We start from the raw sequence: 11,996 nt of genomic DNA on the forward strand, positions 1-11,996 counted from the left end.
GCTATCAGGCGGGCAGCTGCTCGAGCCAGGTACGCATCCTGGCGATGTCGTCGACCGTGATACCCACCTCGGAGTGCGGCGGAATGAGCAGCGACGGCGTCTCCTGCGTTGCCGTGAGAACCTTGTCGCCGTGAAGTTGCACATCGGCGTCGTCGATCCAGATGAACGGTGCCGGCACGCTTTGATCTTCTTCGATGCGCTGCGACTTCCAGAGTCCCGTCTCGCCATCCGTCTGGCCGGGGTTTTTCGGCGGAGTCGTCACGTCGAGCATCCGTCCGCCGGACAGGCCGTGCAGTTCCGGTACAAGCAGTTGCCGGGTGGCATCCAGCTCGTTCCAGGAGGTGAGCCAGACCAGCTCGACGCCGTATTGCATCAGCAGGGAGTCGAGTGCCGTGATCAGGCGGGGCGCCCAGTGCACATCCCGAGTGGATGCGTGACCGTCGCCGTGTTCGACACTGATCGAGGCTTTCGCCACATCACCCCAGGCGGGGTCGGGTTCCGAACGGGGGCAGAGGCATCCGTTGACAGAGAGGTAGAGGCGTGGAACGCTCATTTTGTCTCTCCGTCGTGACAAGTGGAGTAGCCCGCAACGACGATGAGCCGTTGCTGTGCAAAATCGGCCATCGTGCTATCGCTGTTCATCGTGAGGTTGTAGATTCTCTTGCTCCCAAAATTTGCTTCTGGCTCCAGCTAAGCACTCCCCGCCAACATGCGCCTCCCCGCGAACTGGGTGAACTTTGGTGCCGTGTCGTGCCGCTGATCCGTGGCAGTTGTGCAGCAGCGGGCTAGGGGTGGCGGCCTCAGCCGCACAACTCAGCCATCCGCGACAGCGCCAGCTGCGTGTACAGGGCGGTGCCGTCGGCCAACACGTCGTCGTCGAAGGTCGCCCTGGGGGAGTGGTTGAACGCGGCGGCCTGGGCATCCGCCTGTCGCGGCACCGCCGAGAGAAACACGAAGGTCCCGGGCACCTGCTGCAACACGCGCGAGAAATCTTCGGAGCCGCCCAGCGGGTTGACCATGCGCGTGAAACGCTCGCCGCCGAAGAGCTCGCCCACCACACGCTCGGCCCGGCTGGTTTCGCCGGCGTCGGTGACGGTCGGCGGATATTCGGTGACATAGTCCACCGTCACCTCCACGCCGTGCGCGGCCGCGATGCCTTGCAGCAGTCGCGGTACGACGCGCGCGAGCTTGGCTCGCGACTCGGGCGTGTAGGAACGCACGGTCGCCTCCAGCCGCGCCGAATCGGGAATGATATTGCGTTTGGTACCGGCCTGCAGCACCCCGACCGAGAGCACCACCGGGTCGAACATGTCGAACTGGCGGGTGACCATTGTCTGTAAGGCTGTGACCATTTCGGCGATCACCGTCACCGGATCCTGCGCCTGATGCGGCGCCGAACCGTGCCCGCCGGCTCCGTGTACCGTCACCGTGAGGCCATCGCTGGCCGACATCAGGGTGCCCGCGCGACTGAGGAATTGCCCATTGGGCGCGCCGGCCGACATGACGTGCAGACCGTAGGCGGCGTCAGCGCGGCGCCCGGCAGCGTCGAGGATGCCCTCGTGAATCATCACACCCGCGCCGTCGTAGCCCTCTTCGCCCGGCTGGAACATGAGCACCACGTCACCGGCCAGCTGATCTCGATGGTGCGCGAGCAGCGTCGCCGCGCCCACCAGCATGGCGGTGTGCAGGTCGTGTCCGCAGGCGTGCATGGCACCGTCAATGCGCGAGCTGAAGTCCAGCCCGGTGCGTTCCTGCACCGGCAGCGCGTCCATATCGCCGCGCAGCAGTACAACGGGCCGTGAAGCGGATGCCCCGGCGCCAGTTCCGCGCAGCACCGCCGTCACCGAGGTGGTGTCGGTACCGAGACTGATCTCATAGGGCAGGCCGCTGAGCGCCTCGAGCACCTTCTCCTGCGTGCGTGGCAGGTCGAGCCCGATCTCCGGTTCCCGGTGTAGCCGGTGGCGCAGGTCGGTGATGTCTCCGGCAAGTTCACGGGCGTCGGCGAGTACGGTCACGGTTTCTCCTTTGAATGCGACTGAATGCGACTGACTGGTGGTTCTAGTGTGAGCCGCCGCGGGAGACTTGTCGAATCAGACCAGGGTCTTGCGCATGAACTCCCGAGTGCGCGCTTGCTGCGAGTTGTCGAACACCTCGGTCGGCGTTCCCTGCTCCAGAATGACGCCCCCGTCCATGAAGACAACCCGATCGGCGGCGGCCCGAGCGAAGCCGAGCTCGTGGGTCACCACGAGCATGGTGGCGCCGCTGGCCGCCAGAGCGGCCATGACGTCGGTGACTTCGCCGACGTTCTCCGGGTCGAGGGCCGAGGTCGGTTCGTCGAACAGGAGTACGGCCGGTTCCAGGGCCAAGGCCCGAGCGATGGCGACCCGCTGCTGCTGCCCTCCGGACAGCTGACGCGGATAGGCATGAGCGCGGTCGGCCAGGCCGACCCGGGTCAGCAGCGTCATGCTGCGTTCGATGGCCTCGGCCTTGCTCAGTTTGAGAATTGAGCGGGGTCCGTCGGCAATGTTCTGCAAAACGGTCCAGTGTGGAAACAGGTTGAAGTTCTGAAAAACCATTCCCACTTTGCGACGCTGCACGGCGATCTGACTTTCGGTGAGTCGACGCACGGCCCCGCCGGACTCCTGCCGGTAGCCCATCAGCTCGTCGCCGAGCCAGATCGACCCGCCGCTGGGAACCTCGAGGCAGTTCACGCAGCGCAGCAGCGTGGATTTGCCCGACCCCGACGAGCCGAGAATCGCGACGGTCTCGCCGACCCGCACCTTGAGATCGATGCCCTTCAGCACCTCGACCCCGGAGAATTGCTTGCGTAATCCGCTGATGCGCAGAATGGGCTGCGTCATGATTCCATCCCTCGATTCAGATTGCGTTCGGCTGCCCGTCGATCGAGAAAACGCACGACGGGGGAGGAGCTGCCATTGCGGCTGGAACCCCGGCCGTAGTGACGCTCAATGAAGAATTGCACGCCGTTGAGCACCGTCGTGATGAACAGATACCAGATGCTCGCGACGATCAGCAGCGGCACCGTCTGGTAAGTCTGGCTATAGATCTCCTTGACCGAGAACAACAACTCGGCACCCCCGATCACACTGACCAGGGACGTGCCCTTGACCAGCGCGATGATGGAGTTGAAGGTGGGCGGAACGATGAATCTCATGGCCTGCGGCAGCTGGATTCGAAAGAACACCCGCACCGGCTTCATGCCCAGGGCCTTGGCGGCCTCGAGCTGCCCCTCGTCCACCGAAATCAGCCCGGCGCGATAGATCTCCGCCTGGTACGCGGCATCGTGCAGACCCAAACCCACGATAGCCGCCAACAATGGTGTCACCAGGGAGTTGGACTCGATCGAGGCGAAGGTCGGACCGAACGGTATGCCGATGCTCAGGACCGGCACGAGTAAGCCGATGTTGAACCAGAAAATCAGCTGCACGAGCTGCGGTGTACCCCGAAAGAACCAGATGTACGCCGAGGCGAGCGCGCGCAGGAGGGCGTTGTCCGACAAGCGGCACACCGCCAGAATGCCGCCGAGAACCAGACCGATTGTCATCGCCGTCACCGTAAGAAAGAGAGTCATGACGACGCCCTGAAGTACGGTTTCGCTGTTGAGATACTGTGCGACAACGTCCCATTCAAAGTTGGGGTTCGTCAGGAACAGGTGCACGAGTTGTACGGCGACGACCACGGTGATGACGGAGAGTACCCAGGTGGCCGGGCGGCGTGGTGACAGCGCCCGGGCTACGTCCACGGGTTGATGCGTGACCGGGAGCTCGACGTCGGTCTGGTTACTCGGCAGAGTTGCCATGACTATTGCGGGTTCTCGACGAGCCAGTCGGCGTACAGGTTGATGCCGGGCTGGTCGATGAGTTCGCGGTCGAGGCCGTACTTGGTCATGATTTTCTCGTAGTCACCGTTGTCGAAGAGTACTTGAAAGCTCGCCAGTAGGGGAGCGGAGAGTTCGGAGCCCTTGGGGAGCAAAGCACCCATGAACTGACCGGCGAACCCGTTCGAGAACTCGTCTCCCACGACTTCCAACTCGCCGTTCGATTCCTTGGCCGCGTAGAACAACGAGGCCCCGCCGGTGAAGAAGGCATCCGTTCGGCCCGATCGCAGCGCTAGCACGCCGTCGGGAACGCTCGCGACGCTCAGCACCGTGAGGTCTTTGCCCTGCTCCTGGCACTTCACGGCCTGAGCCTCGGCAACCCTATAGGTTGCGGCATTAGCAAGCGCGGCAACGGTGACGTCACACAGCTCGTCCATGTTGGTGACGTTCTTGGGGTTGCCCTTTTCGACCAGAAAAGGAACGACCTCCTGCAGAACGTCCACGAATTCGGCACCCGGGCGTTCCTTGGGACCACCGACCGAGTCGGCGTAGGGAAAGAAGCCGAAGGCGTAACGTTCGGCGCTGATCGCGGCGAACGCTCCGGAAATGTCCGGCACGGTTGCAATCTTGACCTCGACGCCCATCACTTCGGCGACAGCATCCATCAGCTCGGCGCCGGCACCGGTGTACTCACCGGTTTTACCGGGCGTGGTGACCCACCACGGCGGGTTTGCGCCACTCGTGACGACCGTGAGTTCGCCGGCGTCCTGAATGACCTGCGGTAGGGCATCGTGGATGGCTTGGTCCATCAGAGTGGATGCTGCCGGTTTCTCCGGTTCGACGGCTGCACTGCAGCCGGCTAAGAGCGAGACTGATAGGGCTAGGCAGAGGGTTTTCGCGACCTGGATACGGTTCATTGTCGGTGCTCCATTGCTGTAGTTGATTGGGCTGAACTCAACGCGCCTGCTGGAAATGTGGTTTCTTATGCTGCCCGGCCCACTCTCGTTTCAAACAAGTTGGGGCTGAGCGTATCATGGGAGTGAATCACTGTATAGACATTTGGTATATCTGTTGATTGCTTTGGCGAGCGTACGGGCCTGACGATTAATCGGGGTCGCTGAAGCCACCGCATCGAAGCTGCGGCACGGCGACCCGCTCTGGTTCTCTGGCAGAAGCGTCGCTAGGGTCGGTGGAAGCCCAGCCTCGTCGAAATTCGGTGGGCAGCACCGACGACCAAATCTTTCCAAGCACCCTCAAGATTGCCTGCCACCCGCGACATCGCCCCCCCTATGACCAGAGCGGCGATCATTTCGCCCGAATAGTCGTAAACGGGCGCGGCGACGGCACCGGCCCCGGCGTCGACTTCACCGAGACTGAGACTGTAACCGCGGCGGCCAATCTCCTGTAGTTCTTGGCGCAACTCGGCCTCGCCGGTGATGGTGTGTTCGGTGAACGCCGGCCCGCGGTGGCTGAGCACCTGGCTCAGGCGTTGCTCGTCCTGGCCTGAGAGCAGCATTTTCTGTCCGGCCCCCGAATCCAGCGGTCGTTTGTTTCCAACGTCGACCGAGATGCGCAGCGAGTGTGTGCTCTCCAAGCGGGAAATGCAGATCGCCTCGGTACCGACCGGAGCCAGCAGGTAGATCGTTTCATTGGTCTCTGCCTGCAGCGCCTCCAGCTCGGGCTGCGCGGCGGCACGCAACGCTTCGATCGGCTGAGCTGCAACTTCGCCGAGTGTTAGCAATCGACTGCCCACCCGGTAGTGGTCGCCGGAGCGCTGCAGAAAGCCGCGCGATTCGAGGGTTTTGATGAGACGAAACGCCTTGTTGCGGGTCACTCCAACTCGGCGGGCGATGTCCGCGACGCGCAGCTCCTGTTGTCCGTTCTCGAACTCGAGCATGATATCCAGGGCCGCAGCGACCGGCCCGATCATGTAATCGGTGGTGGGGCCGGCTGGTGCAAGTGCGGTTGGGACGGCGGGGGTCTCCGAGCCGTCCGTGGCGTGCGTTGTCATGCCGTGACCGCCATTGTTTGCCGACTGTGGGCATCCGCTATAGAGAGGAGTGAACCGCTCATAAATTGGCCGCCTTTCAACACGGCGGTGCGCCGTTTCGCATCCTGTAACAAGCGGATGTCCCGGTGCGGGTCGCCGTCGACAATGAGCAGGTCGGCGAATTTACCCGCGGCCACCGTGCCAACGTCTGCTGAAACGCCCATGCACTGGCTGGACTGGTCGGTGGCGACTCGGATCGCTTCGGCTGAGGTCATACCGGCCTCGACCAGCAGTTCCAGTTCCATGCCGGTGCGGCCGAAACCGTGGAACGGGTTGGTGTCGGTTCCGGCAGCGATGCGTACGCCGAGTCGAACGGCCAGGGCCAGGCTTTCGCGATGACGCGCCGGCATGTCAACGGTGTGGGCTCGCACACTTTCCTGGGACAGGGTGCTGTGCCAGTTTGAGATGCACATTGTTGGAACATACCATGTGCCCCGATCAGCCATTTCGCGTGCGCACTCCTCGGTCAGGTAGGTTCCGTGCTCGATCGTGTCGACGCCGGCACGCACAGCGAGGATCGCGCCTGGATCGCCGTGGGCGTGCGCGCACACCGGGATTCCCTCCAGATGGGCCTCGTCCACGATGGCAGCGAGCTCTTCCGGCGTGAACAGCGGGCGGTGCGGGCGGCGTGCCGCGAAAGTCATGCTGCCGGTCATCGCCACCTTGATGACGTCGGCACCCATGCGAATGACCTCCCGTACTTTGGCCCGCGCGGCGACCGGACCGTCGCACCAGGGTTCGGGGAGGCCGGGCAGAATCTCGTATCGTCCGCGGGACGTGATCGCACCGCCCGACACCGGGTGGGCGTCCATCAGGGAGTTGGTCGGCGACACGATGATCAGCGAGGTCTGCAAACGCGGACCGGGAATCACGCCGCGGTCCACGGCCAGAACGAAGCCTCGTTCCAGACCGCCGAGGTCCCGCGCCGTCGTGATTCCCGCCTCCACGGTCGTCTTCAGGGCCGCCACCGTCTGGGACATCAGCAGCCCCAGCGGTTCCGGATGGGTGACAAGACTCTGCGCCCAGGCAGCATGGTGGGTGTGGCAGTCGATGAGGCCGGGCATCAGGGTGGCGCCGCCCAGGTCGACGACCTCAACCGGGACGGGAAGAGGGCGGTCGTCGGTCACCTCGACGATCCGTTCGCCATCGATGATCACGGTCGACCGCTCGCGGGCCGGGGCACCGGTGCCGTCGATGAGCCGGGCATTGACCAAGGCGCGTAGCTGGGTGGTCATGAGAGATCGTCTCCGGAGGTCGTAACCAGAACGGATGCCTGGCGCTGGTTGCGATCGCTCGCCAGCGCCGATCGGCGCATCTTGCCCGAGTCGTCGCGGAAGCTCGTGCTGACGAACTCGAAAGTTTTCGGCACCTTGTAGGGCACGAGGCGTTCCCGGCAGAATGCCCGAACCTCGTCGACGTCGGGCGGCGCGCCCGGGTCGGTGGGCAGCAGGATGGCGTAGACCTGTTTGCCCCACTCGTCGTCGTCGACGCCGATCACCACGGCGTCTGCGATTCCGGGGTGTTCCGAGAGCACCCCTTCGACTTCGGCGGGGTATACATTGGCGCCGCCGGTGATGATCAGGTCGACCCGTCGATCAGCCAGAAAGAGGTAGCCGTCCTCGTCGAGCCAGCCGAGATCTCCCAGCGTGACCAGTCCGTCGGCCGTGGATGCCGGTGGTTCGGCGCCGAGATACCGGAACGTCATGGGGGCGCCCTCGGGCCCGGTGAAGATCTCCCCGATCTCGCCGGCCGGCAGCGGAGCCCCGGCGCTGTCCCGGATGCTCAGTCGCGTGTCAATCGGCCGGCCCAGGCTACTCTCGCGGAGCATCCACTCGTCGCCGCGAATAGCGACCACTCCGGTGCCCTCCGCGCCGCCATAACAGTCGTATTGTTTCGCCGGTTCGACCAGCTTCAACCAGACGCGTTTAACCCACACCGGGCAGACCGCGCCGCTGTGATAGAAAGCGTCGATGCTGGAGAAGTCGCGGGTGAGCACATCGGGCAGTCGCGCGATGCGCTGCATGATGATGGGCACCATGGCGAGAAAAGTGACCCGGTGCCGCTCGATGATGTACACGGTGAGGGCGGCATCAAACTTCTCCAGCAGAATCACCGTGTGGCCCTCGAAGAGACCGTTGTGCGTGAGGCTGAAGGAGATGTTGTGATAAAGCCGGCCGGTGATCAGCTGGGTCTGGTCGGCGCGCAGGCCGAACCGGTGCAGGGAGCTACCCTGGCCGGGGATCTTCTGCCACGGTCGGTCGTCGAGAATGATTTTGGGCCGGCCCGTGGAGCCTCCGGAGCAGATCGCCTTTCCCGGCCACGCGGTGATGGCTGGAAGCGCTGACCCGTCAACGGTGTCGAGTGCCGAAAGCTCGTCGAGTCCGATATCGCCGGGATACCGCCCCTCGTGTTCCACGAGCATGACGGTGGTGCGCCACGATTCAGTCACCGTGAGAATTTCGCGACGTTCCCGCTCCGGCATCTGCGGCGACACCGGGAGCGTGCAGGCGCCGAGTCGCCAGGCGGCGATTGCGGCGACAATGTGTTCGGCGCGGGTGGGCAGGCAGATTGCGAGCAGGGTCGTCGGGCCAACGCCGTGGCCCGCCAGCAGGCGTGCCATCTGATTGGCGCGCGTATCGAGCTCAGCCCAGCTGAGGGAACTCTCGCTGCCGTCGGGGGCGACGAAAATGAGCGCGGTGCGCTCACCGCGTACGGCGGCGAGGTCAGCAATGCGCTGCGCGTAGGAGACCGGCGAGGTGATGGAAGGTGAGTCTGCGGTCATGGTGTCGCTTTCCGTGTCGCCTGGTTCGGGTGAGTCGGTGTTTCGTGCGTCCTGGAATTTCTCAAACTGTATCCCTGGATAGATGACATGTCTATATGATGAACAGAAATGGCAGTCGATGCTCGCCGAGGGGTTATGCAATGTTGATTACAGGACCTGACCGTGAGGTATTTATCTCGGGGGTAGCCGAAGCGCCATTGGGTGAGGTGCGCGACCATTCCGAGCTGTCGATGATTGCGCTCGCTGCGCGGGAGGCGCTCGCCGATGCGGGTCTGACCCTGCGTGATGTTGACGGGTTGTTCGTGAACTACCTCGGCGAGGAGGGCACGGTGCAGGTGGGCGAGTATCTCGGAATCCAGCCGAGTTACTCCGACTCCAGCGATCTCGGCGGAGCCGCCTTCGTGGCTTTTCTCGGCCATGCCTCGGCCGCCCTGCAGACCGGACGCTGCCGGGTCGCCCTGATCGTGTACGCGTCCCGGCAGCGCACCCGAGCCACCCGCAAGCTCAATCACTGGAATGAGAAAGCAACGTCGCCTCAGTTTGAACAGCCGTACGGTCTGCCGGCCCCGATGGGTCAGTTCGGGCTGCTCGCGGCCCGCCATATGTACGAGTATGGAACCACACCCGAACAGCTGGCATCCGTGGCCGTGACCGCACGACAGTGGGCGGGCCTGAACCCCAAGGCCTGGAAGCGTGATCCGCTCACCATCGACGATGTGCTCGAGTCGCGCCTGATCTGTGCTCCGCTTCACCGCCTGGACTGCTGCCTGGTCACCGACGGCGGCGGGGCCATCGTGTTGACGATCGGGGACCGTGCCCGGGATTCGGCGAATACGCCGATTCGAGTGGCTGGCACCGGGGAGAGTGCGAGGCAATGGCATATTCCGCAGCTGCCGAGTCTCGAGGCGTCGCCGGGGGTCGCGGCCGCTCGTGCCGCGCTGCAGATGGCGGAGGTCGGGCACGCCGATATCGACGTCTTCGAGCCCTACGATGCGTCGACGATCAGCGTGCTGCTCGCGCTCGAAGACGTCGGGTTCTGCGCGCGCGGCGACGCTGGCGCGTTTGTGCAGGAGGGCAATCTGACCGCCACCGGCAGCCTCCCCTCGATCACCTCGGGGGGAGGGTTGTCCTATTGCCATCCGGGGGCGCTGGGCATCCTCTTGGTTATCGAAGCGGTGCGGCAGCTCCGTGGCCAGGCCGGAGCGCGGCAGGTGCCCGGTGCGACGGTCGGACTGGTGCATGGCATTGGTGGACTCTTCTCCACGGCAGCGACGGCGGTTTTGGTTCGTGGTTGAGTCAGTGTTCGACTGGGCTGACCCCACGACCGCCCATCTCTGGGAGGCCGCCAGCAAGGAACAGCTCGTGATCCAGCAATGCGGAGCCTGCCGGCAGTATCAGTTCTATCCGCGTCCCTTCTGCCTCGCCTGCGACAGCGATGACATCGGATGGGTCGCGGCGAGCGGCCAGGGAACGGTCTATTCGCAGACCACCGTACATCTGAAGGCCGCGCCGGAACTCGGGTTGGTGACCCCGTACGTTGTGGCGGTCGTACAGCTCGAGGAGGGGCCGCGCTTGCTGACCAACCTCACCGGGGAAGCCTGCCGAATCGGCAGCCCGGTGCAGGTCAGCTGGCGATCACGGCCGGGGCAGGCGCCGGTGCCAGTCTTCGGGCTGGCGACACCGTGAGCATTGACGACGTCTACGCCCACATCGATGCCGGATTCGAGGCAGCGCTCGAAGAACTCGCCTACCTCGTTGGCATCGCCGGCGTCAGCGCTTCGCCGACGGACGACCTGGCCCTGTGCGCCCAGGCAGTGCAGCACAGCGTGTGCGGGAGTGGCCTGCGCACGCACCTGATCGAGGGCTTTGGGCCGCCGGCGGTGTACGGCGAATGCATCGTCGACCCCGGGGGGCCGACGGTGCTCATTTACGGGCATTACGACGTGCAGCCGGCCGAAACCAGCGCGCACTGGCAGGGTGACCCGTTCGAGCCGACCATTCGCGACGGTCGCATGTACGGGCGCGGCACCAGTGACAACAAAGGCCAGCATCTCGCGCAGCTCTGGGCTCTCCGGGCAACGCTGGCTGCACACGGCGAGCTGCCGGTGAACGTCAAGGTGCTCATCGAGGGAGAAGAAGAGATCGGCAGCCCGCACCTGGCCGAACTTGTTCGAGAAAATCGCCATCTCCTGGCCGCTGATCTGGCCATAACCTCGGATGGTCCCGTGCATCGCAGCGGCACGCCCCAGCTCGTGCTGGGCACTCGCGGGCAGCTCGGCGTCGAGCTACGCACGCGCGGGGCGAATCGAGATGCCCACTCGGGCAGCCTTGGCGGTCTGCTGCCCGACGCCGCGCAGCAGCTCACTCAGGCACTGGCCACGCTGTGGAAACCGAGTGGCGAGATTGCCGTGGCGGGCTTCTTCGATGGCGTGCGACCGCCAACGCCCGCTGAAAGTGCGAATCTTGCCGGGCTGCCCCTCGATCTGAACGACCACTTCAACGACTACGACATCACGGAGCTACCTTCGCCGGAGGGGCACGACTACTACGAACGATTGATGCTGCGACCGACGATGACAATCACCGGCCTGACCAGCGGTTACACCGGCCCGGGCATGAAAACTGTCATCTCCAACAGCGCTAGAGCCCACCTCGACATGCGACTCGTGCCCGGCCAGCATCCGGACGAGATCTTTCGTCTGCTACAGGTGCACCTGGCGCAGCATGCCCCGATGGTGGGGCTGACGCGACTCAGCTCGATTCCGCCCTCGCGCACAGCCCTCGACAATCCTTACGTTGCGATTCTGGCCGGCGCCGTGGAGCAGGCGACCGGGGTGATTCCCTTCGTCGTGCCCAGCCTCGGCAGCTCCCTGCCGAACTACGTCTTCACCGACATTCTCGGCATTCCCTCAATTCTGGTGCCCTACGCCAACCCCGACCAGAACAATCACGCCCCCAACGAGAATTTCGAGCTGTCGCGGTTCAAGGACGGCATGAGAATTTGCGCGACCATCCTCGATCATGTCGGCCATCACACCGTTGAGCGCTGGGAGGGACCTGTGCGCTCGGAGCAGGAGCGCGTCGAGTGAAATCACGCGCTGGGTCGCCTGCTCGCTCTCGCGGCAAAAGATTAAATCTGACATGTTGTGGGCTGCAAGGCCCCGCCGATCGAATCGCGTCCCACTGAATAATGCGACTGTGATCAGCATAATCACCTGACATCTGTTGTGCACCTGCCCGCGGGAAATCGCAAAGTATGCCATGGCACGGCGTGTGTGACCGAAAATCAGGGGTTTCGGAGAAAATCGTGAGGTTTCATTCAAACA

General features: G+C 64.1%; 11 protein-coding genes. 3 read left to right on the top strand and 8 right to left on the bottom strand.

Annotated elements, in window-relative coordinates; translation table 11 throughout:
* Positions 1 to 4 precede the first annotated feature (4 nt).
* The 8 genes from QMF22_RS02990 to QMF22_RS03025 form a co-directional block, all read right to left on the bottom strand.
* Positions 5 to 553 (bottom strand): HAD domain-containing protein, encoded by a 549-nt coding sequence (locus tag QMF22_RS02990; RefSeq protein ID WP_283450215.1) that lies wholly within the window; start codon positions 551 to 553, stop codon positions 5 to 7.
* A 247-nt stretch (positions 554 to 800) separates the two neighbouring features.
* The gene (locus QMF22_RS02995) at positions 801 to 2,015 is read right to left on the bottom strand and encodes a M20 metallopeptidase family protein (protein ID WP_283450217.1); all 1,215 of its coding nucleotides are present in this window, start codon (positions 2,013 to 2,015) and stop codon (positions 801 to 803) included.
* Positions 2,016 to 2,090: 75 nt separating this feature from the next.
* A complete protein-coding gene (locus QMF22_RS03000; RefSeq protein WP_283450219.1) occupies positions 2,091 to 2,861 on the bottom strand; it encodes an amino acid ABC transporter ATP-binding protein in 771 nt (256 codons plus the stop codon).
* Positions 2,858 to 3,820 (bottom strand): amino acid ABC transporter permease, encoded by a 963-nt coding sequence (locus tag QMF22_RS03005; RefSeq protein WP_283450221.1) that lies wholly within the window; start codon positions 3,818 to 3,820, stop codon positions 2,858 to 2,860. The genes QMF22_RS03000 and QMF22_RS03005 overlap by 4 nt, the downstream gene beginning before the upstream one ends.
* A gap of 2 nt (positions 3,821 to 3,822) precedes the next feature.
* Positions 3,823 to 4,755: a transporter substrate-binding domain-containing protein gene (locus QMF22_RS03010; RefSeq protein ID WP_283450224.1), complete on the bottom strand. Its 933-nt coding sequence runs from the start codon at positions 4,753 to 4,755 to the stop codon at positions 3,823 to 3,825.
* A gap of 263 nt (positions 4,756 to 5,018) precedes the next feature.
* Positions 5,019 to 5,849: an IclR family transcriptional regulator gene (locus QMF22_RS03015; RefSeq protein WP_283450225.1), complete on the bottom strand. Its 831-nt coding sequence runs from the start codon at positions 5,847 to 5,849 to the stop codon at positions 5,019 to 5,021.
* Positions 5,846 to 7,123: a metal-dependent hydrolase family protein gene (locus QMF22_RS03020; RefSeq protein WP_283450227.1), complete on the bottom strand. Its 1,278-nt coding sequence runs from the start codon at positions 7,121 to 7,123 to the stop codon at positions 5,846 to 5,848. Before QMF22_RS03020 ends, QMF22_RS03015 begins: the two co-directional genes overlap by 4 nt.
* On the bottom strand, positions 7,120 to 8,670 hold the full coding sequence (locus QMF22_RS03025; RefSeq protein ID WP_283450229.1) for an AMP-binding protein: 1,551 nt from the start codon (positions 8,668 to 8,670) through the stop codon (positions 7,120 to 7,122). Before QMF22_RS03025 ends, QMF22_RS03020 begins: the two co-directional genes overlap by 4 nt.
* Before the next feature lie 140 nt (positions 8,671 to 8,810).
* Between QMF22_RS03025 and QMF22_RS03030 the strand changes: the two genes are divergently transcribed.
* The 3 genes from QMF22_RS03030 to QMF22_RS03040 are packed head-to-tail and all read left to right on the top strand — an operon-like array spanning position 8,811 to position 11,759.
* On the top strand, positions 8,811 to 9,965 hold the full coding sequence (locus tag QMF22_RS03030; protein ID WP_283450231.1) for an acetyl-CoA acetyltransferase: 1,155 nt from the start codon (positions 8,811 to 8,813) through the stop codon (positions 9,963 to 9,965).
* Positions 9,958 to 10,356, top strand: a complete 399-nt coding sequence (locus QMF22_RS03035; RefSeq protein ID WP_283450233.1) for a Zn-ribbon domain-containing OB-fold protein — start codon at positions 9,958 to 9,960, stop codon at positions 10,354 to 10,356. The genes QMF22_RS03030 and QMF22_RS03035 overlap by 8 nt, the downstream gene beginning before the upstream one ends.
* A complete protein-coding gene (locus QMF22_RS03040) occupies positions 10,353 to 11,759 on the top strand; it encodes a M20/M25/M40 family metallo-hydrolase (protein WP_283450235.1) in 1,407 nt (468 codons plus the stop codon). The genes QMF22_RS03035 and QMF22_RS03040 overlap by 4 nt, the downstream gene beginning before the upstream one ends.
* The last annotated feature ends 237 nt before the right edge of the window (positions 11,760 to 11,996 follow it).

It is taken from the genome of Cryobacterium sp. PH31-L1 (assembly GCF_030063145.1).
Lineage (GTDB): Bacteria > Actinomycetota > Actinomycetes > Actinomycetales > Microbacteriaceae > Cryobacterium.

Bases quoted from the DNA above. Each gene is read 5' to 3' on its own strand.
- QMF22_RS03005 (WP_283450221.1), bottom strand. From the start codon at position 3,820: ATGGCAACTCTGCCGAGTAACCAGACCGACGTCGAGCTCCCGGTCACG.
- QMF22_RS03000 (WP_283450219.1), bottom strand. From the start codon at position 2,861: ATGACGCAGCCCATTCTGCGCATCAGCGGATTACGCAAGCAATTCTCC.
- QMF22_RS03015 (WP_283450225.1), bottom strand. From the start codon at position 5,849: ATGACAACGCACGCCACGGACGGCTCGGAGACCCCCGCCGTCCCAACC.
- QMF22_RS03020 (WP_283450227.1), bottom strand. From the start codon at position 7,123: ATGACCACCCAGCTACGCGCCTTGGTCAATGCCCGGCTCATCGACGGC.
- QMF22_RS02990 (WP_283450215.1), bottom strand. From the start codon at position 553: ATGAGCGTTCCACGCCTCTACCTCTCTGTCAACGGATGCCTCTGCCCC.
- QMF22_RS03025 (WP_283450229.1), bottom strand. From the start codon at position 8,670: ATGACCGCAGACTCACCTTCCATCACCTCGCCGGTCTCCTACGCGCAG.
- QMF22_RS03010 (WP_283450224.1), bottom strand. From the start codon at position 4,755: ATGAACCGTATCCAGGTCGCGAAAACCCTCTGCCTAGCCCTATCAGTC.
- QMF22_RS03030 (WP_283450231.1), top strand. From the start codon at position 8,811: ATGTTGATTACAGGACCTGACCGTGAGGTATTTATCTCGGGGGTAGCC.